24 protein-coding genes, 1 tRNA gene and 1 pseudogene are annotated in these 25,686 nt (G+C 66.0%); 20 read left to right on the forward strand and 6 right to left on the reverse strand.

What is annotated here, in order from left to right:
- Positions 1-92: 92 nt before the first annotated feature.
- Both ACFYOW_RS33275 and ACFYOW_RS33280 read right to left on the reverse strand, forming a co-directional pair.
- Positions 93-1,493 (reverse strand): metallophosphoesterase, encoded by a 1,401-nt coding sequence (locus ACFYOW_RS33275; RefSeq protein ID WP_387294024.1) that lies wholly within the window; start codon positions 1,491-1,493, stop codon positions 93-95.
- A 14-nt stretch (positions 1,494-1,507) separates the two neighbouring features.
- Positions 1,508-2,161 (reverse strand): hypothetical protein, encoded by a 654-nt coding sequence (locus ACFYOW_RS33280; RefSeq protein ID WP_387294025.1) that lies wholly within the window; start codon positions 2,159-2,161, stop codon positions 1,508-1,510.
- A gap of 98 nt (positions 2,162-2,259) precedes the next feature.
- On the opposite strand from ACFYOW_RS33280, the pseudogene ACFYOW_RS33285 reads away from it, so the two are divergent.
- Positions 2,260-2,486 (forward strand): annotated as a pseudogene (locus tag ACFYOW_RS33285) (2Fe-2S iron-sulfur cluster-binding protein).
- A gap of 32 nt (positions 2,487-2,518) precedes the next feature.
- Here ACFYOW_RS33285 and ACFYOW_RS33290 read toward each other — a convergent pair.
- A complete protein-coding gene (locus tag ACFYOW_RS33290; protein WP_387294026.1) occupies positions 2,519-3,451 on the reverse strand; it encodes an alpha/beta fold hydrolase in 933 nt (310 codons plus the stop codon).
- A gap of 102 nt (positions 3,452-3,553) precedes the next feature.
- Here ACFYOW_RS33290 and ACFYOW_RS33295 point away from each other — a divergent pair, with 102 nt between their 5' ends.
- Positions 3,554-4,366: a helix-turn-helix domain-containing protein gene (locus tag ACFYOW_RS33295; RefSeq protein ID WP_387294027.1), complete on the forward strand. Its 813-nt coding sequence runs from the start codon at positions 3,554-3,556 to the stop codon at positions 4,364-4,366.
- 251 nt (positions 4,367-4,617) lie between these two features.
- On the opposite strand, the gene ACFYOW_RS33300 is transcribed toward ACFYOW_RS33295, so the two are convergent.
- From ACFYOW_RS33300 to ACFYOW_RS33310, 3 genes are all read right to left on the reverse strand, one after another.
- Positions 4,618-4,690 (reverse strand) — tRNA-Arg (locus tag ACFYOW_RS33300).
- 127 nt (positions 4,691-4,817) lie between these two features.
- Positions 4,818-5,543: a DUF305 domain-containing protein gene (locus tag ACFYOW_RS33305; RefSeq protein ID WP_387294028.1), complete on the reverse strand. Its 726-nt coding sequence runs from the start codon at positions 5,541-5,543 to the stop codon at positions 4,818-4,820.
- A complete protein-coding gene (locus ACFYOW_RS33310; protein ID WP_387294029.1) occupies positions 5,544-6,452 on the reverse strand; it encodes a DUF3105 domain-containing protein in 909 nt (302 codons plus the stop codon).
- Positions 6,453-6,563: 111 nt separating this feature from the next.
- On the opposite strand from ACFYOW_RS33310, the gene argS reads away from it, so the two are divergent.
- From argS to atpA, 18 genes are all read left to right on the forward strand, one after another.
- Positions 6,564-8,222: an arginine--tRNA ligase gene (gene argS, locus ACFYOW_RS33315; protein WP_387294030.1), complete on the forward strand. Its 1,659-nt coding sequence runs from the start codon at positions 6,564-6,566 to the stop codon at positions 8,220-8,222.
- Positions 8,223-8,301: 79 nt separating this feature from the next.
- Positions 8,302-9,723, forward strand: coding sequence for a diaminopimelate decarboxylase (gene lysA, locus ACFYOW_RS33320; protein WP_387294031.1), 1,422 nt, complete (start codon positions 8,302-8,304; stop codon positions 9,721-9,723).
- The gene (locus ACFYOW_RS33325; protein WP_387294032.1) at positions 9,720-11,075 is read left to right on the forward strand and encodes a homoserine dehydrogenase; all 1,356 of its coding nucleotides are present in this window, start codon (positions 9,720-9,722) and stop codon (positions 11,073-11,075) included. The genes lysA and ACFYOW_RS33325 overlap by 4 nt, the downstream gene beginning before the upstream one ends.
- Before the next feature lie 95 nt (positions 11,076-11,170).
- The gene (gene thrC, locus ACFYOW_RS33330; RefSeq protein WP_387294033.1) at positions 11,171-12,262 is read left to right on the forward strand and encodes a threonine synthase; all 1,092 of its coding nucleotides are present in this window, start codon (positions 11,171-11,173) and stop codon (positions 12,260-12,262) included.
- 25 nt (positions 12,263-12,287) lie between these two features.
- The gene (gene thrB, locus ACFYOW_RS33335) at positions 12,288-13,244 is read left to right on the forward strand and encodes a homoserine kinase (protein WP_387294034.1); all 957 of its coding nucleotides are present in this window, start codon (positions 12,288-12,290) and stop codon (positions 13,242-13,244) included.
- A gap of 345 nt (positions 13,245-13,589) precedes the next feature.
- Positions 13,590-15,644: a transcription termination factor Rho gene (rho, locus tag ACFYOW_RS33340; RefSeq protein ID WP_387294035.1), complete on the forward strand. Its 2,055-nt coding sequence runs from the start codon at positions 13,590-13,592 to the stop codon at positions 15,642-15,644.
- Positions 15,645-15,726: 82 nt separating this feature from the next.
- The gene (locus ACFYOW_RS33345) at positions 15,727-15,849 is read left to right on the forward strand and encodes a hypothetical protein (RefSeq protein ID WP_387294036.1); all 123 of its coding nucleotides are present in this window, start codon (positions 15,727-15,729) and stop codon (positions 15,847-15,849) included.
- A gap of 430 nt (positions 15,850-16,279) precedes the next feature.
- Positions 16,280-16,510, forward strand: coding sequence for a 50S ribosomal protein L31 (rpmE, locus tag ACFYOW_RS33350; protein ID WP_387294037.1), 231 nt, complete (start codon positions 16,280-16,282; stop codon positions 16,508-16,510).
- A gap of 84 nt (positions 16,511-16,594) precedes the next feature.
- Positions 16,595-17,665, forward strand: coding sequence for a peptide chain release factor 1 (gene prfA / locus ACFYOW_RS33355; RefSeq protein ID WP_387294038.1), 1,071 nt, complete (start codon positions 16,595-16,597; stop codon positions 17,663-17,665).
- Positions 17,666-17,814: 149 nt separating this feature from the next.
- Complete coding sequence (gene prmC, locus ACFYOW_RS33360) at positions 17,815-18,687, forward strand: peptide chain release factor N(5)-glutamine methyltransferase (RefSeq protein WP_387294039.1); 873 nt, start codon at positions 17,815-17,817, stop codon at positions 18,685-18,687.
- 72 nt (positions 18,688-18,759) lie between these two features.
- Positions 18,760-19,425: an L-threonylcarbamoyladenylate synthase gene (locus tag ACFYOW_RS33365; RefSeq protein WP_387294040.1), complete on the forward strand. Its 666-nt coding sequence runs from the start codon at positions 18,760-18,762 to the stop codon at positions 19,423-19,425.
- A gap of 40 nt (positions 19,426-19,465) precedes the next feature.
- Positions 19,466-20,608: a glycosyltransferase family 4 protein gene (locus ACFYOW_RS33370; RefSeq protein ID WP_387294041.1), complete on the forward strand. Its 1,143-nt coding sequence runs from the start codon at positions 19,466-19,468 to the stop codon at positions 20,606-20,608.
- A 94-nt stretch (positions 20,609-20,702) separates the two neighbouring features.
- Positions 20,703-21,158, forward strand: a complete 456-nt coding sequence (locus ACFYOW_RS33375) for a hypothetical protein (RefSeq protein ID WP_387294042.1) — start codon at positions 20,703-20,705, stop codon at positions 21,156-21,158.
- A gap of 243 nt (positions 21,159-21,401) precedes the next feature.
- On the forward strand, positions 21,402-22,250 hold the full coding sequence (atpB, locus tag ACFYOW_RS33380; RefSeq protein ID WP_387294043.1) for a F0F1 ATP synthase subunit A: 849 nt from the start codon (positions 21,402-21,404) through the stop codon (positions 22,248-22,250).
- A 72-nt stretch (positions 22,251-22,322) separates the two neighbouring features.
- Positions 22,323-22,571, forward strand: a complete 249-nt coding sequence (locus ACFYOW_RS33385; RefSeq protein ID WP_063047767.1) for an ATP synthase F0 subunit C — start codon at positions 22,323-22,325, stop codon at positions 22,569-22,571.
- A gap of 7 nt (positions 22,572-22,578) precedes the next feature.
- The gene (locus tag ACFYOW_RS33390; protein WP_364393234.1) at positions 22,579-23,139 is read left to right on the forward strand and encodes a F0F1 ATP synthase subunit B; all 561 of its coding nucleotides are present in this window, start codon (positions 22,579-22,581) and stop codon (positions 23,137-23,139) included.
- Positions 23,140-23,158: 19 nt separating this feature from the next.
- Positions 23,159-23,965: a F0F1 ATP synthase subunit delta gene (locus ACFYOW_RS33395; RefSeq protein ID WP_387294044.1), complete on the forward strand. Its 807-nt coding sequence runs from the start codon at positions 23,159-23,161 to the stop codon at positions 23,963-23,965.
- Between the two features lie 49 nt (positions 23,966-24,014).
- Positions 24,015-25,652, forward strand: coding sequence for a F0F1 ATP synthase subunit alpha (atpA, locus tag ACFYOW_RS33400; RefSeq protein WP_387294045.1), 1,638 nt, complete (start codon positions 24,015-24,017; stop codon positions 25,650-25,652).
- Positions 25,653-25,686 lie beyond the last annotated feature (34 nt).

Genomic DNA, 25,686 nt, shown 5'->3' on the forward strand with positions numbered 1-25,686 from the left:
TCATATGATGAGGCTTACCTAAGCAAGATACCGCGTCCGAAGTGCGGCGATGGTATCGGTACGGCTGCGGCGGATGTGCGTTTGTCTGCCGATCAGGACAGACCCGAGAAGTCCCGCAGCACAACGTGATTGCGGTCGGCGAAGGTGCCGAGCGTGTAATCCGGCAGCAGGCCGAAGTATTCGCCGCGGGTGGTCGCACTCCAGCGGCGGGCGGCCGCGGTGCGTGTCTTGTAGAAGTTGATCATGTACCCGCCCTCGTACAGGCGCAGCAGGCTGTAGCCGCCCGGATACTCCTTGACCGCGGCGACCTCCAGGAATTCCACCGCGGCACCGGTGTCGGGGCGGGTGCGACGGTTGCGGTGGGTATGGCCACTGTGCTGCAGGAATACGCCGGGAGCGCGCTCGTAGAGCGTCTGGAGTTCGATGCTGTCCGGGCGGTTGAGGACGAAACCCGGTCCGGCGGTATTGGTCAGACCGGATTCGATGGTCACCGGGTGATGTCCGAAGACCAGCGTCGGGCGGTTCGGATCTTCGCGAAGCAGTTCGCCGAGCCGGTCGAATTGCGGGCGTTCGATGCTGCCGCCCGAACCGTCGAGTTCGCTGGTGTCCAGTCCGAGCAGCCGCAGGCCGCCCAACTCGTGCTCGATCAGTTGCTGGCGCGGATTGAATTGCTCTGCCCAGCAATCGTAATGATCCGCGGGCGCGGGAATGCAGCCCTGATATTCCGGGCCGATGTGCGGACGGTCGTGATTGCCGCGTACGGCGAGGTAGTCGCGGCCCTGCGCGCCCCACGAGTCCAGGTGCCTGCGAACCGAACGCGATTGCTCCGGCGTCGCCTCGGCGGTGAGATCGCCCGCGATGAGCAGGACGTCGGCGGCGCGGTCGGGGCGGCGCAGATCATCGAGCATGGCCGCGAGCATCACCTCCGGGTAGGGCGGCAGGCCGGGCTCCTGCCGGAAACCCGGCGGCAGGTTGTCGACGACGAGGCCGCTGACCTGCTCGCCGTAGTGCACGTCATTGGCTAGTGCGACGGTGCGCAGCGCACGGCCGGGCGGCGGTGTCAGGGTGGTGAATTCGCCGGTGGATTCCGGACTTCCGGGGATGCGAGTGGTCAGCGAGAGCGCGGGGACAGCGCGGACGCCGTTCGACCATGCCTCGTATCGGTAGGGACGGCCTGGTTCCAGACCGTCGATCTGCGCATAGTGGAACGGGGTGGGCTCGTCCTGGGCATAGACGGTGGTCAGCGCTGAATCGGCCGGACCGAGGCGCACTTCGGCGGCCGTGTCGACCGGCAGCAGTCGGCCGCTCGGATCCGAGGCAACCGTCGTCCAGGTGAGAATCACCGATCGATCGGTGACCGTGACGACCTCCAGATCGGTCGCGAAGAGCGGATTCGGCTGAGCCCGAACCGAACCCGGGTCCGCGAGGCTCGCGAGCGCGGCCGGCCCGATGACGCTGAGGAAGGTCCGGCGCGACGGTCCGCAGCAGCTCATCCGACGAGATTACGTCAGTTCTTACCCGACTCCGCCGAGCAGATCTTCCACTTCCCGTCTTCCTTGCGCAGGTGTTCGGTGGTTCCCGTATCGGTATCCGGCGTCTCACCCGGGACGGTCAGCGTGAGTTTGCCGGTGATCCGGGCCGTCGCACGGTCGCCGGTGACGACGATGTCATCGATCTTGTCGATGCTGACCTCGATCTTGGCAGTATCGAATTCCTTCTTCTGCTCATCGGTCAGCGTGTCGAACTCGGCACGGTCGGCCGCGCATGCCTTGCCCGCCGCGGCGGCGAAGCCGTTCGACTCGAGCGTGTCATAGAAGTCGTGGATGGCCGCCTGGATCTTCTTCTCGTCCGAGGCCAGCGGCGTCTTGCCCTGCACAGTCAGTACCACGCCCGCGGCAACCGCACCCGCGATGACGAGCACCAGCACCAACAGGCCGATGATCAGCCCGGTCCTGCGCTTCTTCGGCGGCGGATTCCCCGGCTGCTGATAACCGCCAGGCGGCGGATACCCCTGCTGCGGTCCATATCCCGGACCACCCTGCTGCGGATAACCACCCTGCTGCGGATACCCCGGCCCACCCTGCTGCGGAAAGCCATACGGCTGCTGCGGCTGCCCCTGCGGCGCCCCGAACGGCGGTTGCCCTCCCGGCGGATATGTCATCGTCCCGTCCTCCCGCTCACCCCAACTGTGTCTGAGATTACGGCAACTCGGACCGCCACGACCGGAACACCGATCAGCTCACGGCGACACACGATTGTGTGCGGACCGCAACCGCGCCACCCTTACCTTCGACTCCGCGCCGGACTCACCCGCCCTTCTCCTGCGAATCCGGCAACTGCGCAACGTGTATCGCCGAGGTCACCGGCCGACACGCGACCATGCGCATCAACGACGCCGCACCGACGACGAGGTGGCCGACAACTACGTGCTCACCTGCCGAGCAGTCCCGGACACCCCGTCGATCACCGTGCACTACCAGAACTGAGTTCCGCGAAAGACCGGTCGGCTGCCGGGAATTCAGTGCTGACCGGCGAAGTCACGGATGAGGGCGCCGGTGCTGTCGGGCTCTTCGACCATGGGCGTGTGGCCACAGTCGAGGCTCTCGATCCGAATGCCCGGGACGCGGCGGTAGTCCTCGAAAGAGTTCGGCTGCCAACGCTTGTCCTGAGAGCCGTAGAGCACCATGGCCGGCACGCCGAGGTCGGTGAGCCGGTCCGGTTCGGTCCGTTCCCGCAGGTAGTCATCCGAGGCCGTGGAGGTCGCGGTGAGACTGCGGTAGGTCATGCCGCGCAGGTCGGCGACGAACCGGTCGGGGATCTGCACGTCCCGGGTGAACGCGGAGCTCATGGCTTGCCGGAGGACGACGTCCGGGAGCAGCGGCCACAGTGGCTGCCCGATCGCCGGAACGAACAGCAGGTTGCCGACCGGACCGTTGTCGGTGACGGCGTCCAGGCGGGGTCCGGAGTCGATCACCATGATCGCCGACACCAGGTCGTGGCGCTGTTCGGCCAGTGAGGTGGCCACGTAGCCGCCGGAGGAATGCCCGACGACGATCGCCTGGCGCACGCCCAGTTGGTCGAGCACGGCCCCGACTCGGCTCGCCTGTTCGGACGTGCTGTAGCCGCTGTCGGGTTTATCGGACTTGCCGTGGCCGAGCAGGTCGATGCGCACGACGTACTGGTCCCGCAATGCGGGCAGCACCGGATCCCAGTAGGCGGTCGAGGCGCCCAGCCCGTGCAGCAGCACCAGTGCGCGAGCGCCGGGTGTTCCGTCGGCGACGACGTGGATGTCTCCGCCCGGCAGCTGCACCATGTGCTCGTGCGAATCGTCGGTCTCGGCGTTCGCTGCGCTGGCCGTGTTGCCGGTGAGCACGGCGACCAGGCCGGTGACGATCAGCATCCCGATATGCCGCCACCGATTCGGTCTTGCGGCGGCAGTGGTTTCGTCCACGGTTTCTCCTTCGATTGGTTGGGACGCCACTACGTTCGGACACGACAGCGGGTCACGTATTGAAGAAATGTCAGCGTTCGCGGCTGCTCATACAATCGACGTGTGCCTTGGGATATCGCGCGGCCGGCGCGGCCACCCGCCCTGCGCGGCGTCGACATGGCCGGATTTCATGTTCACGGGGACGGCCCGGAGCAGGTGCGTGTCATTCCGCATCCGGCGGTCACGGTGATCGTCGAGTTCGGTGAGTGCAGCTTCGAGGTCCGCGACTCGACGGGCCGCAGCCATTCGGGCAGCCTGACCCTCGGCCTCGCAGGCTCCGCGCTTCCGGTCCGCGTCGACGCCGTCGAATGCGTCCAGATCCGTCTGGAACCGGTTGTCGCCCAGGCCATCCTCGGCTTCGCGCCCACCGAGCTGGGTGGAACCATCATCGGCCTCGACGACCTCTGGGGTCGCGAGGCAGGGCGGCTGCGCGAGCGCCTGCACGAGACACCGAGCTGGCCCGACCGATTCGCCCTGGTCGACACCGCGCTGTCCGCGCGGTCTCGGCACGACCACCGCGTCGACCCGGAGGTCGCCTGGGCATGGCGCCGAATCAAGCTCAGCCACGGCCGATTCCGCGTCGAGCACCTGGCCGCCGAGCTGGGCTGGAGCCGTCAACGACTGTGGTCACGCTTCGGCACCCAAATCGGCCTGACCCCCAAACGCGCCGCCAAACTGGTCCGCTTCGATCACGCCGTCCACCGCCTCGTCCAAGGACACTCCCCCTCCCGAGTAGCAGCCGACACCGGCTACGCCGACCAATCCCACCTCCACCGCGATATCCGCGAGTTCACCGGTACACCGCCCACCTCCGCAGCCACCGAACCCTGGCTCACAATCGACGACCGAGCCTGGCCGTCGAGCACGGCGACGTAATCCGGCACGACATTCGAGCACTACCGCCCGGACTCCCAGAGGTGTCGCCGGCGGTGATTGCGGCATAGCTCGGGCACGCCGACGCCAGCGTGACAGGGCGGATCTTTACCCATTCACAGCTCGAAGCTCCGGAGACTGCGGCGAAGACATCGGGTGAGGTTGTGACAACTCGTGACACTGAGTCTGGATGAGTCCTCGGATGAGAAAAGGCCCTGACCGTATGCGCGCCGGTCAGGGCCTTCTTCGTGCTGTGCCCTCGGCAGGATTCGAACCTGCGGCCTTCTGCTCCGGAGGCAGACGCTCTATCCCCTGAGCTACGAGGGCGGGATAGGTTTCGAACGGTGCCGGTGCGGGCGGCCGTTCGGGCGGGGCCAAGCGTATCGCATTGCGCGGCGTCCGCCAAAAAGTGTGTCGGGCCGGGGAGTTTCGGTTCCCGGCCCGACGCGATGGATCAGTTCTGCGGCAGTGGTTTCGCGTTGCGGGCGGTCAGCATGGTGGTGATGAGCTGTGCTTCGCCCTGCTGAGTGGTCGCTATGGCCGCCGCGAGTGTGCGCACCGCGGTGGTTTCGGCGTGCTGGGCGGCGTATTCGGTCATCGAGAGTCCGCCCTGATGGTGGCGCAGCATCAACTGCAGGAACATCGTGTCCAGCGCGGGACCGGTGGCCTGGCGCAGCGCGGTTACCTCCGCGGTGGTCGCCATGCCCGGCATGGACGCCGATGGGCCCGACATTGCGTGGTCGGTGGTAGCACCGGAATGCGAATGGCCCGGCTGTTCGGTCATCCAGCCCATATAGCCGTCCACATTCTGGTTCGGTTTACCCCACATCTGCAGCCAGCCCTGCATCCGCCCGATCTGTTCCTGCTGGGTGGTCAGAATGTCGTAGGCCAGCCTGCGGACATCGTTATCGGTGGAAGCGATCAGCGCGATACCGGCCATTTCGACGGCCTGCGCGTGGTGTGCCGACATGTCCTGGCTGAACCCGATATCGACCGCGCCGGGATCGGGCTCGCTATTGCTGTCCAGCGGCAGCCGGGCCAGCACGCCGACCGCGAAACCGATCAGCAGGATGCCGATCGCACCGAGCACCAGCAGCGGAGTGCGCTGCCGCCGTGCCTGTGCGGCCAAACCCGTGGAATCGGTCGTCACGTCAGGCTCGATTTCGGCATCCACGGACATCTACTGACCTTCCGTCGGCTGGGTCGGAATTCCGCCGGGCAAGCCCGGGATATTCGGCACACCCGGAATATTCGGCATACCGGGCAGACCACCCGAGGCGCCGCCGAGTTCGGTCCGGTCCTGCGACAGGCCCTTGCCGTCCATCGGCACCGCATCCGGTCCGGGCGGCGTCGGGTCGTACGGCGTCGGGTTGTTCGCGTCGAACGCTGGGTTCGAGCAGCTCGCGCCCACCTCGGGGTAGGCGTATTGGTTCGCGCGCAAGGCGGTGATGAACTGGTTGACCCGCTTGTCGTCGGCGCTGTCCAGTTTCAGCTGATGCCCCCAGGACTGCAGCGATACCGCCGAGGAAAGTCCGGGGAACGGCGACATCAACGTGAACGGCTTACCTTCGACCTTCTGCTTCAGCGTGTCGATGCCCGCCGCGTCGACTTTGTCGGGGTTGTAGGCGATCCACACCGCACCGTGCTCGAGCGAATGCACCGCGTTCTCGACCCGGACCGGCTTGCTGTAGACCACGCCCATGCAGTTCGCCCAGACCTGATCGTGCGGACCGCCGAACGGCGGGGTCTGGTCGTACGCGACGCGCTGCGTACCCACGACGTGCAGTCCCGCCGGGTAGTCCTTCTTGGTCACCCCGGCGATCTGATCCGACGGATCCTTCTTCTGTGCACTCGGCGTGAATTTCTCGAGTTCGGCCTTGTCCCGATACTTCGGCACCAGGCTGAACGCGAGCGCACCGATCAATGCGATGATCACCACGGCGGCTCCGATGACCAACCAGGGGATCTGGCGCTTCTTCAACGGGCCCTTGCCCATCGGAACCTTGCCGCCGCCTTTTTTCCGCGACGGTGCGACCTTCCCTGCGGCCCGGACGGCCTTGGCCGATTTGGCGCTCGTGCTGCTCGGCATGCTCGCTGTGCTCTTTCCACGTATTGATCCACGGTGCTGGGTGGTTGCGGAGGGCTCCGCCGAGGTGCCCACTCGAGGCGTACACCTGCCCAGACCATAGGATAGAGACTCGTGACTCCAGCTGACCTTGCAGATCTCCTTCGCGCGACCGCGGCGAAGGTGCTTGTCGAACGTGGACTGGACCCTGCGGTCCTGCCCGACGAGGTCAACGTGGAGCGCCCCCGTAATCCGGAACATGGCGACTATGCCACGAATGTGGCCATGCAGGTAGGTAAGAAGGCCGGAACGAATCCGCGCGAGTTGGCGACCTGGCTGGCCGAGGCGCTGGCTACCACGGACGCCATCGATACCGCCGAGGTCGCCGGTCCCGGCTTCCTCAATATCCGGCTCGCCGCCTCCGCGCAGGGCGCGATCCTGCAACAGGTATTGACCGCGGGCGCGGCCTACGGCACCTCGGACACCCTGAAGGGCACCCGGATCAATCTGGAATTCGTGTCGGCCAATCCGACCGGTCCGGTGCATCTCGGCGGTACCCGCTGGGCCTCCGTCGGTGATGCGCTCGGCCGCATTCTGGCCGCGCAGGGCGCCGACGTGACCCGCGAGTACTACTTCAACGACCACGGCGCGCAGATCGACCGCTTCGCCAAATCCCTGGTCGCCGCCGCTACCGGCGCGCCGACCCCGGAAAACGGCTACGCGGGTGAATACATCGGCGAGATCGCCGCCAAGATCGTGGCCGCGCACCCAGAGGCGCCGACTCTGCCGGAAAACGAGCAGCTCGAACTTTTCCGTGCCGAGGGCGTCGAGTTGATGTTCGCCCATATCAGGGAATCGCTGCACGAATTCGGCACCGATTTCGATGTGTACTTCAACGAGAGTTCGCTATTCGAATCCGGTGCGGTCGAACAGGCGGTCACCAAGCTCAAGAATTCCGGCGACCTCTACGAAAAGGACGGGGCCTGGTGGATCGCCAGCTCCGAATACGGTGACGATCAGGACCGCGTCGTTCTCAAGAGCGACGGCAATGCCGCCTATATCGCCGGTGATATCGCCTACTTCCAGAACAAACGTTCGCGCGGGTTCGATCTGTGCATCTACATGCTCGGTGCGGACCATCACGGCTATATCGGACGTTTGAAGGCCGCCGCGGCCGCCTTCGGCGATGATCCCGCCACCGTCGAGGTGCTCATCGGACAGATGGTGAATCTCGTCAAAGACGGTGTGGCCGTGCGAATGTCCAAGCGTGCCGGCACCGTGGTGACCCTCGATGATCTGGTCGAGGCCATCGGCGTCGACGCCTCCCGGTACTCGCTGGTGCGCAGCTCGGTGAACTCGAGCATCGATATCGACCTGAACCTGTGGACCAGCCAGAGCAACGAGAACCCGGTCTATTACGTGCAATACGCGCACGCCAGGACCGCGTCCATCGCACGCAATGCCGCCGAATTCGAATACGACACGGTGACACCGGATTTCGGTCTGCTCACCGCCGATGAAGAGGGTGAACTCATCCGCACCATCGGCGAATACCCGCGTGCCGTCGCCAGCGCCGCGAGCCTGCGCGAACCGCACCGCGTCGCACGGTATCTGGAGGAACTGGCCGGTGCCTACCACCGGTTCCAGACCAACAAGAACCTGCGCGTACTGCCCCTCGGCGACGAACCCGTCACGCCGACCAATGCCGCCAGGCTGGCCCTGGCCAATGCCACCCGTCAGGTGCTGAGCAACGGCCTCGAGCTGCTCGGCGTTAGTGCACCGGAGCGAATGTAGTGAGCGAGCGCAGCGAGCGAACCATAGACACAGCGTCTCGGACGGTCACCGCGGAGCCGAGCGTCAGCGAGGTGGAGTCGTGAGCGTCCATCCCGCCGGTCCTCGGCATGCAGATATTCCACACGCACCCAGTCTCGCGGAGCGTCCGAGCGATCCGAAACAGATGATCGATCTGCCCGCGAATGTATGGCCGCGCAACGCTTCTCGCGATGCCGAGGGTGTCGTGCACCTGGCCGGTGTGCCGGTGCACGAGCTTGCCGAGCAGTTCGGCACCCCGCTGTTCGTGGTCGACGAGGACGACTTCCGTTCCCGCTGCCGCGATATGGTCGCCGCCTTCGGCCCGGACGCGCGAGTTCACTACGCCTCCAAGGCATTCCTGTGCGGTGAGATCGCTCGCTGGATACGCGACGAGGGTCTTTCCCTCGATGTCTGCTCCGGCGGCGAACTGGCCATCGCATTGCACGCGGGCTTCCCCGCGAACCGAATCGCATTGCACGGCAACAATAAATCGGTCGCCGAACTGGCAGCCGCGGTCGAGGCGGGCGTCGGGCATGTGGTGGTCGACTCACTGATCGAGATCGAGCGCCTGGAGGCCATCGCGGGCCGCGCCGGAGTCGTTCAGGATGTGCTCGTCCGCGTCACTGTCGGCGTGGAAGCCCATACCCACGAATACATTTCGACCGCACACGAGGATCAGAAGTTCGGCTTCTCGATCGCGGGCGGCGATGCCATGGAGGCGCTCGCGCGCGTCTTCGAGGCCGATAATCTCCGGCTCGTCGGTCTGCACAGCCACATCGGTTCGCAGATCTTCGAAATCGATGGTTTCGAGATCGCCGCGCGCCGCATGCTCGGCCTGCTGCGCGAGGCCATCGACAAGTTCGGCATCGAGCGCACCGCGCAGATCGCCACCCTGGATCTCGGTGGCGGACTTGGCATTTCGTACCTGCCCAATGACGACCCGCCGCCGCTCGACGAATTCGCCGCGAGCCTGCGCAAGCTGGTCGCCACCGAGGCGAGCCGCGCCGGACTGCCCGAGCCGAAGATCGCCGTCGAACCCGGCCGCGCCATCGCCGGACCGGGCACCGTCACCCTCTACGAGGTCGGCACCATCAAGGACGTCTCGCTCGATGCCGGACTGCGCAGGCGCTACGTCAGCGTCGACGGCGGCATGAGCGACAACATCCGCCCCGCGCTGTATCAGGCCGACTACGACTGCCGCCTGGTTTCGCGCTCCTCCGATGCCGCGCCCGTGGTCGCCCGGGTCGTCGGAAAGCATTGCGAGAGTGGGGATATCGTCATCCGCGATACGTGGATGCCCGCCGATGTCGGCCCCGGCGACCTGGTCGCCGTCGCCGCGACCGGCGCGTACTGCTACTCGATGTCCAGCCGGTACAACCAGCTGACTCGGCCGGCGGTCGTCGCGGTGCGGGGCGGTGTGCCGCGACTCATTCTGCGCCGGGAAACGGTGGCGGATCTGCTCAGCCTGGAGGTGGAATCATGACCGACGCTGTGAAGTTCGGCGTATGGGGGACCGATCGTCCGATCGGAGTCGCGGTCCTCGGGATGGGCAATGTCGGCACGGAGGTGGTGCGCATTCTGCGCGACCACGCCGATGACCTGCGTGCGCGCGTCGGCGCGCCGGTGGTGCTGCGCGGTGTCGCCGTGCGCAACCTGGACGCCGACCGCGGTATCCCGGCCGAATTGCTGACCACCGACGCGGATGCGCTGGTCGCCCGCCAGGATGTCGATCTGGTGGTCGAGGTCATCGGCGGCATCGATCCGGCCCGCCGCCTCATTCTGGCCGCACTCAACGCGGGCAAATCCGTGGTGACCGCCAATAAGGCACTGCTGGCCGACTACACCGGCGAACTCGCCGCCGCCGCCGAGCACCACCGCGCCGACCTGTATTTCGAGGCCGCCGTCGCCGGCGCGATCCCGGTGGTGCGCCCGCTGATCCAGTCGCTGTCCGGTGACCGTGTGAACAAGGTCGTCGGCATCGTCAACGGCACCACCAACTTCATCCTCTCCGCCATGGACGAGACCGGTGCCGACTACGAGATCACCCTGAAAGAGGCCACCCGCCTCGGCTACGCGGAGGCCGATCCGACCGCCGACGTCGAGGGCTACGATGCCGCCGCCAAGGCCGCGATCCTGGCCTCGCTGGCCTTCCACACCCGCGTGACCGCGGCCGATGTGTACCGCGAGGGCATTTCGAAAATCACCGCCGAGGATCTCGAGACCGCTTCCGCACTGGACTGCACGGTCAAACTGCTCGCCATCTGCGAGCGGGTGGCCGCGGGTCCGGGCGAACCGAGCCCGGAGGAGGGCGGCAAGGAGCGCGTCTCGGTGCGCGTCTACCCGGCCCTCATACCGCGCAAGCACCCCCTTGCCGCGGTCACCGGCGCATTCAACGCGGTGGTCGTCGAGGCGGAGAACGCCGGTCGGCTGATGTTCTACGGCCAGGGCGCGGGCGGCGCCCCGACGGCGTCGGCGGTGCTCGGCGATCTGGTGATGGCGGCGCGCAATAAGTTCTTCGGTGGCCGTGCTCCGGGCGAGTCGGTTTATGCTGAGCTACCGATCGCGCCGATCGGCGATACGCCCACGCGGTACCACGTGAACCTGCAGGTCGCGGACCGACCCGGGGTGCTGGCCAAGGTGGCGGGCGAATTCGCCAACCACGAGGTGAGCATTTCCACGGTCCGTCAGGAAGGACACGGCGAGGGTGCGCGCCTGGTCGTGGTCACCCACCACGCGTCGGAGTCGGCGCTCGCGGACACCGTCGCCGCCCTGGCGGAAATGGAATCCGTCACATCCGTGACCAGCGTTCTGAGATTGGAAGGCACCAACGAATGACAACTGCATCGCGTAGCGATTCCGTGGGGGGTGGTGGTCGGGCGATGGGTGGGCGTACGACCAGGGGACGGCAGACGGCGGAGCCGGCGGGGTGGGTGAGCACAGCCGTTGCGCCGCAGGCAGGAGTGCACTCGCGATGGCCCGGCCTGATCGCCGCCTACCGCGATCGCCTGGCGGGCGCCGCCGACTGGGACCCGGTCACCCTGTACGAGGGCGGCACCCCGCTGGTGCCCGCACCGCATCTCTCGCAGCTGACCGGCTGTGATGTGTACCTCAAGGTCGAGGGCCTGAATCCGACCGGATCCTTCAAGGACCGCGGCATGACCATGGCCATCACCGACGCGAAGTACCGCGGGCAGAAGGCCGTGCTGTGCGCGTCCACCGGCAACACCTCGGCATCGGCCGCCGCCTACGCGACCCGGGCCGGGATGAGCTGTGCGGTGCTGATTCCGCAGGGCAAGATCGCCATGGGCAAGCTGGCCCAGGCCGTGATGCTCGGCGCGAAGATCATCCAGGTCGACGGTAATTTCGACGACTGTCTCGAGCTGGCGCGCAAGGTCACCGCGGAATTCCCGACCGTCGGTCTGGTGAATTCGGTGAATCCGGCGCGTATCGAGGGCCAGAAGACCGCCTCGTTCGAGATCTGCGATGTGCTCGGCAGGGCGCCCGATGTGCACGCGCTTCCGGTGGGCAATGCGGGCAATATCACCGCCTACTGGCGCGGTTACCGCGAGTACTACGCCGACGGCATCACCACCGGCCTGCCGCGCATGCTCGGTGTGCAGGCCGCGGGCGCTGCGCCGCTGGTCAACGGTGCCCCGGTCAAGGATCCCGAGACGATCGCCACCGCCATCCGGATCGGCGCGCCCGCGTCCTGGAACGGCGCGGTGGAGGCCAAGGAGCAGTCCGGTGGCGCCTTCCGCGCCGCCACCGATGAGGAGATCCTGGAGGCGTACCGACTGGTCGCCGCGACCGAGGGTGTTTTCGTCGAGCCCGCGTCGGCGGCCAGCATCGCCGGCCTGCTCGCCGCGCGCAAGGAGGGGTGGCTGGATTCCGGGCTGACCGTCGTGTGCACGGTGACCGGCAACGGCCTCAAGGATCCGGACAACGCGCTCGCGGGAATGCCGCAGGTGCAGGCGATTCCGGTCGACCCGATCGCGGTCGCCCACGAACTCGAGCTGGCCTGAGTTGAATTCGCGCGAAAGCCAACTGATGACGAGGACGCTGCCCGCCGGTCTGTCCGTGACCGCGCGGGTGCCCGCGTCCAGTGCCAACCTCGGCCCCGGATTCGATTCGCTCGGTATGGCTTTGGGCATCTACGACGAGATCGAGGTGCGCACTACCGATTCCGGCCTTACCATCCGAGTGGAGGGCGAAGGTGCCGACGATGTGCCATGGGGCCCTTCACATCTCGTGGTGCGCGCGATCGAGCGCGGCCTGGAGGCGGCGGGCGTCTGGGCCGATGGTCTCGATGTGGTGTGCCGCAACGTAATTCCGCATTCGCGCGGTCTCGGTTCGTCGGCCTCGGCGGTGGTCGGCGGTCTCGCCGCGGGCTGCGGTCTCGCCGCGAAATTGGATCCGGCATTGGCCATCGGCAGTGACCAATTGGTCCAGCTCGCATCGGAATTCGAAGGTCATCCCGATAATGCCGCGGCCAGCGTGCTCGGCGGAATCGTAGTGTCCTGGACCGAAACCGCTGCCGACGCCGCCAACGCCGGTGCCGTGGCGCTCGATCACGGCCGCGTCTACCGTGCGGTGCGCCTCGATCCGCATCCCACGCTGCGTCCGGTGGTGCTGATTCCCGAAGAGCGCTCCTCGACCGCGCATACTCGCGGCCTGTTGCCCGAGGTCGTACCGCATGGCGATGCCGCATTCAATGTCAGCCGCGCCGCGCTCGCGGTCGTCGCCCTGACGCAACGTACCGACCTGCTCCTGCCCGCGACGGCCGATCGTCTGCATCAGACCCAGCGCGCGCCCGCACTGCCGCTGACCACCGAATGGATCGCCAGGCTGCGTGCGGCCGGGATCGCGGCCACGGTATCCGGCGCGGGACCGACCGTACTGGCCTTGGGTACCAGCGAATTCCCTGCCGAACTCCGCCAACTCGCGGCCATCGACGGGCTCCGCGTGGTCGAGCCGGGACTCGCAGAAGGCGTCCAGGTCGACTGACGGCGCGTCTGCCTTGCCGATGTTCCAGGTTGCCAGCTATCCTGAGCACGTCCGTACATCGTGCGCATCAGACGCCGGTGCTTCATCAGGGCAATCGCTCCAGCAGGCTCCAGGCTCGAGCCTCCAGGCCATGGGGGTGCTGCGTAGCTGCGCAACTGGAATGATCTCTCCCACCTTTCGGGAACTGGTGGCGAAGCCGCCGGTCCGGCGGGGCAGGTGATACGGCAAAAAGCGCCGGTCCGAGCTTTGTGCTCGGCCCTCGCATCCGAGTCCGGCAGAACGCACGGACTGCGGGACGAAACCCTCGAAACAGCACACGGCAATCGAGGGAAGGAAAGGATTTCCGTGACAGATACGGACCTGCTCGCGACACCCGGGGTGGATTCCAACCCGACAGGGGACCGCGAAAGTGACTCCGGACAGATTTCGAAGATGAGCGAACAAACCGACGTCGCACGATCGGGGCTGACTGGAATGCTGTTGCCGCAATTGCGCGCGCTCGCGGGGGAGCTCGGTATCCGAGGCACCTCTGGAATGCGCAAGGGCGATTTGATCGCCGCCATCAAGGAAAATCAGGCCGGAAAGTCGGCGAAGGCGGAAAAGTCCGCGCGAGGCGAGGTGAAGTCCGATGCGGACGCCGCCAAGGCGGCGCCGGCGAAGGCCGAGCAGGGCACCCTCGACGTGACGCCCGCCGCTTCCGCCCCGGCGAAGGAGGCTACCGCTCCGGCGAAGGAAGCCCAGGCCAAGGACGCTCCGGCGAAACAGGCTGTCGCGAAGGAGGCCGTGGCCGACGCAGCGCCGAAGGCCGCCGAGAAGTCTGCCGAGTCGAAGTCCGATCAGGCCCAGGCCGAGGCCGCGCCGGCGGAGACCACCGAGGATTCCGGTCGCGAGGGCGGTCAGCGCGGTCGCGGCAGGCAGCGTCGCGGTCGCGACCAGGCGCGCGCCGGTGGCGATGCCGCGGCGGGCGAGGCCCGTGGTGACGAGCCCAAGCAGGAGCAGGAGCAGGGCGAACGCCGCCGCGAGCGCAGCCAGGGTGGCGAGCGCAATCAGGGCGGCGACCGCAACCAGAACGGCAGTGCCAATAGCGGCCGTGGTGGCGAGGGCGGCGGCCGCGGCGAGGCCAACCGTGGCGGTGACGAGGACGAGGGCGGTCGCGGACGGCGTGGACGCCGGTTCCGGGAACGTCGTCGTGGTCGCGACCGCGAGGGTGGCGCCGGTGGCGGTGAGGCACGCGAGCTCGAGATCCGCGAGGACGATGTCCTGCAGCCGGTCGCGGGCATCCTCGACGTGCTGGACAACTACGCCTTCGTGCGCACCTCCGGCTACCTGGCCGGACCGAACGACGTCTACGTCTCGATGAACCTGGTCCGCAAGAACGGCCTGCGCCGCGGTGACGCGATCACCGGTGCGGTGCGCGCCCCGCGCGACGGTGAGCAGAGCAACCAGCGCCAGAAGTTCGATCCGCTGGTGCGCCTGGACACGGTGAACGGCGGTGAGGTCGACGCGGCCAAGCGGCGGCCCGAGTTCAGCAAGCTCACCCCGCTGTACCCGAACCAGCGTCTGCGGCTGGAGACCCAGCCGAACAAGCTGACCACCCGTGTCATCGACCTGATCATGCCGATCGGTAAGGGCCAGCGCGCCCTGATCGTCTCCCCGCCCAAGGCCGGTAAGACGACGATCATGCAGGACATCGCGAACGCCATCGCCATCAACAACCCGGAGGTCTACCTCATGGTTGTGCTGGTCGACGAGCGTCCGGAAGAGGTCACCGATATGCAGCGTTCGGTGAAGGGCGAGGTCATCGCCTCGACCTTCGACCGTCCGCCGTCAGATCACACCTCGGTCGCCGAACTGGCCATCGAGCGCGCCAAGCGCCTGGTGGAAATGGGCAAAGACGTTGTGGTGCTGCTCGACTCGATCACCCGATTGGGCCGCGCATACAACAACTCCTCGCCGGCATCGGGTCGCATCCTCTCCGGTGGTGTCGACTCGACCGCGCTGTACCCGCCCAAGCGGTTCCTCGGCGCGGCGCGCAATATCGAGAACGGCGGCTCGCTCACCATCATCGCGACCGCCATGGTCGAGACCGGTTCGACCGGTGACACGGTGATCTTCGAGGAGTTCAAGGGCACCGGTAACGCCGAGCTCAAGCTGGACCGCAAGATCGCGGAACGGCGCGTGTTCCCGGCCGTCGACGTCAACCCGTCCGGTACTCGTAAGGACGAGCTACTGCTCAGCCCCGACGAGGCGGCGGTGCTGCACAAGCTGCGCCGCGTACTGTCCGGCCTGGACTCGCACCAGGCGATCGATCTGCTGATCGATCGTCTGAAGAAGTCCAAGAACAACCTCGAGTTCCTGATGCAGGTCAGCAAGACCGCGCCGGGCGCGCTGGACGAGTAGGTCGAAGACCGGTTTCACTGTCGAAGGGGCTCCGTGTACGCGGGGCCCTTTCGGCGTTCTCGGGCTGAAAAACGCGAGACCTATGCCTGCCGCGCCCGCGATCATGAAGGCCAGGATGATCGCGGTCATGGCGGCCGGGCTACCGCTGCTCGCGGCGGTAGTGGCCGGGTCGAACTGTGCGGCAGTGGGTTTCGCGTACGCGTAGGTGTCCGGGCGAACCGGAGTGGTTAACCAGCCGACCGCGACAGTGAGAATCAACGAAACGAAGACCGCCAGAGCAACGCGGCTGTTCACAGTGTTCTCCCTTCTGTCTCGGCACGCCGATGTGCATCAGGCCTAAAACTCTATGAACATTGGTGTTCGTATCCACGAGTAGTTGACTACCTGTATTAAGGGTTCCGTAAGAACACGATCAACGCGTGCCAGTAGTTCAATTGGCAACGGGACTTGGGGACTACCTAGGGGGCGGGAACAAACCAGGGGTCTGGGGTGTTTTGGGAGCGTAACCACCGTTCTGGCATACTGAGCGGTCGTTGCGTCTGCTCCGACGAGCAGGCCTCCCGCCTAAGTCGGCTCCGGTTCACGTCCTCGCGATCTGCGCGGGCGACCCGGCGGCCAATATCGAGAGGACACCCATGAAGGCAGGAATTCACCCGTCGTATGTCGAGACCACTGTCGTCTGTGGTTGCGGCAACACCTTCCAGACTCGCAGCACCAAGGAGTCGGGACACATCACCGTCGAGGTCTGCTCGCAGTGCCACCCGTTCTACACCGGCAAGCAGAAGATCCTCGACACCGGTGGTCGCGTGGCCCGCTTCGAGGCTCGCTACGGCAAGCGTGCCGGCAAGAAGGCCGACGCAAAGTAGCTTCCCCGCCGACGCCCGGTCCTGCACTGCAGGCCGGGCGTCGGCGCTTTTGTGTGGCCAGTACGGATAACGAGAGGAAGCACCGTGACGCAACCGTCCGCGATCGATGACATTCTGGCCGAGCACGCGGGCCTGGAGTCGCAGCTCGCCGATCCGGCGCTGCACAACGATCCGGGTGCCGCGCGCCGGGTCGGCAAACGGTTCGCCGAGCTGGCCCCGATCATGGCCACCTACAACAAGCTGAAGTCCGCCCGCGAGGATCTCGCCGCCGCGCAGGAACTCGCGGCCGACGACGCGTCCTTCGCCGCCGAGGTGCCGGACCTGGAACAACAGGTCACCGAGCTGGAGCGGACCCTCGCGGATCTGCTGGCCCCGCGCGACCCGCACGATGGCGACGATGTGGTGCTCGAGGTGAAATCCGGTGAGGGCGGCGAGGAATCGGCGCTGTTCGCCTCGGATCTGGCCCGCATGTACGTCCGGTATGCCGAGCGGCATGGGTGGAAGGTCGAGATTCTCGATGTGAACATCTCCGACCTGGGCGGCTACAAGGACGCGACCATTTCCATCAAGAGTCGCGACGCCGCGCGCGACGGTGTCTGGTCCCGCTTCAAATTCGAGGGCGGCGTGCATCGCGTCCAGCGGGTTCCGGTGACCGAATCGCAGGGTCGCATCCACACCTCGGCGGCCGGTGTACTGATCTACCCGGAGCCCGACGAGGTCGAAGAGGTACAGATCGACGAATCGGATCTGCGCATCGACGTCTACCGCTCCTCCGGCAAAGGCGGCCAGGGCGTCAACACCACCGACTCCGCGGTCCGCATCACCCACCTGCCCTCGGGCACTGTGGTGACCTGCCAGAACGAGCGCTCGCAGCTGCAGAACAAGGCCCGCGCCATGCAGGTGCTCGCGGCTCGACTGCAGGCGCTCGCCGAGGAGCAGGCCGATCAGGAAGCCGCAGCAGGCAGGGCCTCCCAGATCCGCACCGTGGACCGCTCCGAGCGCATCCGCACCTACAACTTCCCGGAAAACCGCATCACCGACCACCGCATCGGCTTCAAGGCACACAACCTCGACGCCGTACTCGACGGTGATATGGATGCACTCCTGGATGCCCTGGGCAAGGCGGATCGCGAAGCCAGAATGGCCGCGGAATAAGTCGCAGTTCGACACCGTGCCGGTCGCGTCGACCGATTTGGTATGAACATGGGCAACTCCGCGGGTACGCGCCCCGGTAGGCAACCGCCGGCGCGCGACGCCAGTGGGTACCTACAACCGACGAAATACGCGGAGAGGCGGGTAAGCCCATGACCCGTGTGGCATTGCGGCCCGCCATCAACCAGGCGGTCGAAACCTTGCGGACGGCGGGCGTCCACAGCCCGCAGGCCGACGCCGAGTATTTGGCCGCACATCTACTCGGTGTCGATCGGACCCGGTTAGCGCTGACCCCACTGGTCGCACCGGAGCTGCTCGAGGAGTATCGATCCCTGGTGAACCGCCGCGCACAGCGAATTCCCCTGCAGCACCTGACCGGCACCGCGGCGATCGGCCAGATCGAACTCGCGGTCGGGCCCGGTGTCTTCGTGCCGCGTCCCGAGACCGAGTTGCTGTTCGCCTGGGCATTGGCGCAATTGGAGGCGCTGCCGCACGATCACATGCCCGTCGTCGTCGATCTGTGCACCGGCTCGGGCGCGCTGGCACTCGCCATTGCCCAGGCCCGCCCTGATGCGGACGTGCACGCGATCGAAATCGATCCCGCGGCCCTGCAATGGGCGCGTCGTAATGCAGATTTGCGCATTGCCGAGGGCGACACCCCGATAACCCTGTACGCCGACGATGTCACCGACCCGAATCTGCTCACCGAACGCAACGGTGCGGTCGATCTCGTCGTCGCCAATCCGCCGTACATTCCCGAAGGCGCCGAACTCGATCCCGAGGTCGCCGATCACGATCCGCATCTGGCGCTCTTCGGCGGTCCGGACGGACTGGACGTCATCCGCCGGATGATTCCCACCATCTCTCGTCTGCTGCGTCCCGGCGGTTCCTGCGCCATCGAACACGACGACACCAACGGCTCCGATCTCGCCGCTCTGCTGGCCGAACAGGATGACTTCACCGACATCGTCGAGCATCCGGACCTCGCGGGTAAGCCCCGCTTCGTCGTCGCGACTCGTGCTTGACCCGGCGACCATCGGATCGAACCAACCCCGCCGATGGTGGCATCGAGTGGCACGCGTGACAGGATGGTGGCCGTGAGTACCGTCTACGACTGCGCGGATCCCGACTCGCGCGCCGCCGGACTGACCGCGGCTACCAGTGCCCTGAAATCCGGCCGGCTGGTCGTACTGCCGACCGATACCTTGTACGGTCTGGCCGCGGACGCGTTCGATTCCACCGCGGTGAGCGATCTGCTCGCCGCCAAGCGGCGTGGTCGCGATATGCCGGTGCCGGTGCTGGTCGGCTCCTGGCACACCATCGACGGTCTGGTGTTCTCGGTGCGCCCGCAGGCCCGCGAGCTGATCCGGGCATTCTGGCCCGGTGGGTTGAGTCTCGTTGTGCAGCAGGCGCCTTCGCTCGCCTGGGACCTCGGTGACACCCGTGGCACGGTTATGCTGCGGATGCCGCTGCACCCGGTTGCGCTGGAACTGCTGCGTGAGGTCGGTCCGCTTGCGGTCTCCAGCGCCAATGTCTCCGGACAGCCACCCGCCAAGACCGCCGCCGAGGCGCGCGATCAGCTCGGCGATCTAATCGGTGTCTATCTCGACGGCGGCCCGGCCGAACATGCGGTCGCGTCGACCATCGTCGACCTCACCGCCGATCAGCCGCGGATTCTGCGCGCGGGCGCGGTACCGGCTGGCGATATCGCCGATGTGCTCGGAATGTCCCCGGAGGCGCTGACCAGCGTCGCGACGCGGTGACCTCGGGACGCAGTGATCAGATGGCGGATCAGATAAACGGATGATCGGTTCGGGTGCGGTAGTTCCTTTGCGCGAGCTGCTGCTCGTGCTTCTCATCTCGGGCACGGTGACCTTCCTGGCCACCGGCGGAATCCGGGTGCTCGCCATCGCCTTCGGCGCGGTGGCGGTGCCGCGCGAGCGCGATGTGCACGTCAAACCTATTCCGCGAATGGGCGGCGTCGGCATGTACATCGGGGTGGTCGCGGCGGTGCTGTTCGCGCACCAATTGCCCGCGCTGCGAAGGGGCTTCGATTACGCGCCGGATATTCCGGCGGTACTGGTGGCAGCCACCCTCATCGTGCTCGTCGGCATCGTCGACGACCGCTGGGGCCTGGACGCGCTGACAAAATTCGCGGGTCAGGTCACCGCTGCCGGTGTGATGGCGGTGATGGGCCTGAGCTGGTACGTCATCTACAACCCGTTCAACGACACGACGGTGGTGCTGGACGCGCTGCAGGGCGGTCTGGTCACGGTCGGCATCACTGTGACGCTGGTCAACGCGATGAATTTCGTCGACGGACTCGACGGTCTCGCGGCTGGATTGGGGCTGATCTGCGCGGGCGCGGTCTTCGTATTCACCGTCGGCCTGCTCTACAGCCAGGGCGGTTCGGTCGACACCTATCCGCCTGCCCTGCTCGCTGCCGCACTCGCGGGCGCCTGCATGGGATTTCTGCCACACAACTTTTCGCCCGCCCGGATATTCATGGGTGATTCCGGTTCGATGTTGATCGGGCTCATGTTGGCCGCGGTGTCGACGGGTGCCTCGGGCCGAATCAATTTGGCGGGCTACGGACCTCGCGACATCGTCGGTCTGCTTTCGCCGCTGCTGCTCGTCGGTGCTGTGATGTTCATTCCGGTATTGGATCTGCTGTTGGCGATCGTGCGCCGGGTTCGGGCCGGTGTGAGTTTCTCGACACCGGACAAAATGCACTTGCATCACCGGCTGTTGCAGATCGGACATTCGCACCGTCGCGTTGTGCTGGTGATCTATTTATGGGTCGGTGTGCTCGCCTTCGGCGCCGTCGGCACTTCGCTGATCCATGATCGCCGGATTGTGGTGTTGATGATGGCGGGCGGGCTGGTTTTCGCGCTGGTGGTGACCGCCATACCGGGCCTGCGGCGCAAGGAGCCCGCGGATTCGTAAAGCAAGGCCCAGGTAAAGTTCGGGTCGTGAGGGAGCGAACCATAAACACAGCGTCCAGAGGAACGACGGAGCCGAGCGCCAGCGAGGCGCGGTCGTGAGTCTCACTAACCCTGTCCCCGGTCCCGACGCCCCGCTGAAGGCGGCGCTGCGCTACGGCGTGATCGGTTTGGCCGTGTTGGTAGTGGTTTCGGTGGCCATCGCCTCGGCCGTCGCGGGCCTGTCCGGACTCTGGGGCGCACTGCTCGGCGCGGCCATCGGCGGCGGCTTCATTCTCACCACCGCGGCCGTCGTGCTGTTCGGCGCGAAGCTGCCTGCGAGCACCGCGGGCCTGGTCATGCTGGTGAGTTGGGTGGGCAAGCTGCTGGTCGCGATGATCGTGATCGCGGTGCTGCAGCGGTTCGACTTCTACGATCGGATGGCGCTGTTCCTGACCGTGGTCGGGTCCTTGATCATCGTGCTCGGCGCGGAGACGTATGGCGTTCTGCGGCAGAAGGTTCCGTACGTAAACGTACCGACCGGTGAGTCCGATTTGCCCTCTGCGCAGCAATAATCGCCCCCACCTACACGCTGTCGTAGATAACTTGGTAAAGTGTTGGTAAGCAAGCGACCAAGCAAGGGGGATCACCGAGATCCCGCCAACTGCCGCTATGCTTACTGCCGTGCCGGGCTCCGAGGGGTTCCGGTTCTGCATGTCGACGAATGTCGCCGACACTACGTACAGACGCCCGGGCGGTATGCCGCACAGCTGCTGACGAATTTTCGAGCCGACCTGAGTCGACCCAATTGATCGTCAATGTCCGATCGAACCGCGGGAATGACCGTACCCGCGGCCCGAACACGGGAGAGAACGCTGAGCGTCACCACTTTGGCGGGCGAGTTCCACGCGCCATCGCTGTCCGACTTCTTCCCTCCAGCCGTGCTGTTCGAGGGTACGCCGTTCGAACTCGACCGTTTGATGCTGATCCGGCTGGTGATGACCGCCGCATTGGTACTCGTCATGGTGCTGGCATTCCGCAATCCTCGCATCGTCCCGCGTGGTCTGCAGAACATCGCCGAAACCGGTTTGGTCTTCGTCAAGGATCAGATCTGTGACGAGGTGCTCGGCAAGGAATCCGGTCGCAAGTACTTCCCATTGATCGCGACGATCTTCTTCGCGGTTCTCTTCCTCAACTTCTCCGGCATCATTCCGGGGCTGAACATCTCGTCGAACGCCCGAATCGGCATGCCGCTGGTGCTGGCCCTCATCGCGTACCTCGCATTCAACTTCGTGGGTATCAAGAAATACGGGTTCGTCACCTACATGCGCAGCAGCATCGTCGTTCCGAATGTTCCGCCCGCATTGCACGTGTTGCTGATTCCGATCGAGTTCGTCTCGACGTTCATCCTGCGTCCGTTCACGCTGACCGTCCGACTCATGGCGAATATGCTGGCCGGCCACATCATGCTGGTGCTGTTCTTCAGCGCCACCTGGTTCTTCCTGTTCGACGCCGCGGCCTGGATGAAGGTGTTCTCGCCGTTCTCGCTGCTGGCCGGACTCGGGTTCACGCTGTTCGAAATGCTGGTCATCTTCCTGCAGGCCTACGTTTTCGCGCTGCTGACCGCCGTTTACATCGGACTCGCACAACACGCCGATTCGCACTGACCGCACAACTACCGGATATCTGCTGCACCACGCCGACCGGCGGGTGAGCAAAAGAAAGGGAATGGAAGACTCATGAGCCTCGCGTACCTGGCCCAGGAAGCCGCCACCACCACCGAGAAGTTCAAGGGCTTCGGCGCCATCGGCTACGGTCTCGCCGCCATCGGCCCCGGCATCGGCGTCGGCATCGTGGTCGGTAAGGCCATCGAGGGCATCGCCCGGCAGCCCGAGCTCCAGGGCACCATCCGCACCAACATGTTCCTCGGTATCGCGTTCACCGAGGCCCTCGCCCTGATCGGCCTTGTGGCCGGCTTCATCTTCTGAGATTGCTATGAGCACGCTTTCTATGCTCGCGGCGGAGACAGGGGAGGACATCAACCCCCTCATCCCCGAGACCTACGACATCGTCTGGTCGGTGGTCTGCATTGCGATCGTCGGCGCCATTTTCTACAAGTACGTCATCCCGCGCCTTATCAAGGTGTTGGATGAACGTGCGGACAAGATCGAGGGTGGAATCCAGCGGGCCGAGGCCGCGCAGGAAGAAGCCCAGCTGACGCTGCAGCAGTACCAGCAGCAGTTGGCTGACGCCCGGCTCGAGGCCGCGCGCATCCGTGAGGACGCACGCACCCAGGGCCAGCAGATCCTCGCGCAGATGCGCGCGGAAGCACAGGCCGAAAGCGACCGCATCGTCGCTGCCGGTCACAGCCAGCTGGAAGCACAGCGCCAGCAGATCCTGACCGAGCTGCGCGCCGAAGTCGGCAAAACTGCCGTCGATTTGGCCGAAAAGATTATCGGACAGTCGGTTTCGGACGAAGCTAAGCAAGCGGCATCGATCGACCGGTTCCTGTCCGAACTCGATCAGTCGGATGCCGGCATCGGGGTCGGAAGGTAGCGACGCGAAAGTGAGAAGCATGTACGCAGCGAGCCGCGAGGCAAGCTCCCGGGCACGGGAGGCACTTCGGGCCGCTCTGACCGGAAGCGACAGTGTTGCGGCCACGACGGGGTCGGAACTGTTCGCCGTTGTCGCCGTGCTGGATGACCAGCGTTCGCTGCGTGTTGCGCTCGCGGACGTGTCGGTGCCCGGCTCGGCGCGCGCCGAACTCAGCGAGCGGGTCTTCAGCGGCAAGGTCAGCCCCGCCACCCTGGCGGTGCTGACCACCGCGGTGGCCCAGAACTGGTCGCGCACCGCCGATTTGGTCGACACCCTGGTGTTGCTCGGCCAAGAGGCGTTGCTGGAGTCCGCCGCTGACAGCGGACGACTCGGGGCGGTCGAGGACGAATTGTTCCGGCTCGGCCGGATCATCGGCGACAATCCCGAACTGGAGCAGGCACTTTCGGATCGCGCGAAGCCCGCAGCGGCCAAGCGCGAACTGATCGACCGGCTGCTCGCGGGCAAGACCGAGACCATCACCCAGACCCTGGCGGATCAGGTGGTCACCCGGTCGACGAATATCGGCGGCGCGTTCGGCGAGCTGTCCGATCTCGCGGCCGCGCGGCGCGATCAGATCGTCGCGCATGTGCGTGCCGCGGTCGCGCTGACCGACCAGCAGCGCGACCATCTCGGGGCGTCGTTGCAGCGCATCTACGGCAAGCCGGTCACGGTGCACGTGCAGGTCGATCCGAGTCTGCTGACCGGCGTCGTGGTACAGGTCGGCGACGACCTGATCGACGGCAGCGCCACCGGCCGCTTGGAACGGCTGCGTCGGGCTCTGGCCTGACGACCCACCTCCCCCGACATCCAGACCAGACAGCGAGAGCAGGAAGACTATGGCGGAGCTGACGATCTCCACCGATGAGATCCGTAGCGCGATCGAGAGCTACACCCAGAGCTACACCCCGGAAACCTCCATCGAAGAAGTCGGTGTTGTCACCGACTGCAGTGACGGCATCGCGCACGTCAGTGGCCTGCCCTCGGCGATGGCCAATGAATTGCTCGAGTTCCCGGGTGGCGTGCTCGGCGTCGCGCTGAACCTGGAGGACCGCGCGATCGGCGCGGTCATCCTCGGTGAGTTCGCGGAAATCGAAGAGGGCCAGCAGGTTCGCCGCACCGGCGACGTGCTCTCGGTCCCCGTCGGTGACAAGTTCCTCGGCCGCGTGGTCAACCCGCTCGGCCAGCCGATCGACGGCCTCGGCGAGATCGAGGCCGAAGAGCAGCGCGTCCTGGAGCTGCAGGCCGCGACCGTGCTGCAGCGTCAGCCGGTCGAGGAGCCGCTGGCCACCGGCATCACCGCCATCGACGCCCTGACCGCCATCGGTCGTGGTCAGCGTCAGCTGATCATCGGCGACCGCAAGACCGGTAAGACCGCGGTCTGCATCGACGCGATCCTGGCGCAGAAGGCGAACTGGGAGACCGGCGACCCGAACAAGCAGGTTCGCTGCATCTACGTCGCTATCGGCCAGAAGGGTTCCACCATCGCGGGCGTGAAGACCGCGCTGGAATCGCACGGTGCGATGGAGTACACCACCATCGTCGCGGCCCCCGCCTCGGACTCGGCCGGCTTCAAATGGCTTGCGCCCTACACTGGTTCGGCGATCGGCCAGCACTGGATGTACCAGGGCAAGCACGTCCTGATCGTGTTCGACGACCTGACCAAGCAGGCCGAGGCCTACCGCGCCATCTCGCTGCTGCTGCGTCGTCCGCCGGGCCGCGAGGCGTACCCGGGTGACGTCTTCTACCTGCACTCGCGTCTGCTGGAGCGTTGCGCGAAGCTGTCCGACGAGATGGGCGCCGGCTCGATGACGGGCCTGCCGATCATCGAGACGAAGGCCAACGACATTTCGGCGTTCATCCCGACCAACGTCATCTCCATCACCGACGGCCAGGTCTTCCTCGAGTCCGACCTGTTCAACAAGGGTGTCCGCCCGGCGATCAATGTCGGTACCTCGGTCTCCCGTGTCGGTGGCGCCGCCCAGACCAAGGGCATGAAGAAGGTCGCCGGTTCGCTGCGTCTGGAAATGGCGCAGTACCGCGAGCTGGAGGCGTTCTCCGCCTTCGCCTCCGACCTCGACGCCGCCTCGCTCGCACAGCTGGAGCGCGGTGCCCGCTGGGTCGAGTTGCTCAAGCAGGACCAGTACTCGCCGGTTCCGGTCGAGGACCAGATCGTCTCGATCTTCCTGGTCGACGCCGGCTACTTCGACTCGGTACCGGTTGCCGACATCCGTCGCTTCAACGTGGAACTGCTCGAGGATCTGCACCGCAGCGCGGCCGACGCCTTCAAGTCGATCCAGGGCGGCAAGGTCCTCGACAACGAGAACGGCGATGCCATCAAGGCGGCCACCGACAAGTTCAAGCAGGGCTTCCTCGCTTCCGACGGCTCGCGCGTCGTGAACGAGGCCGCCGCCGGTGAGCTCGACCACGAAGAGGTCGAATCGCTGTCGGTGACCCGCAAGCACGTCGAGAAGTAATCGAGTCCGCTGATGCGCTATTCGATCCGCAGCA

This window comes from Nocardia sp. NPDC006982, from assembly GCF_042869435.1.
Classification (GTDB): Bacteria; Actinomycetota; Actinomycetes; order Mycobacteriales; family Mycobacteriaceae; genus Nocardia.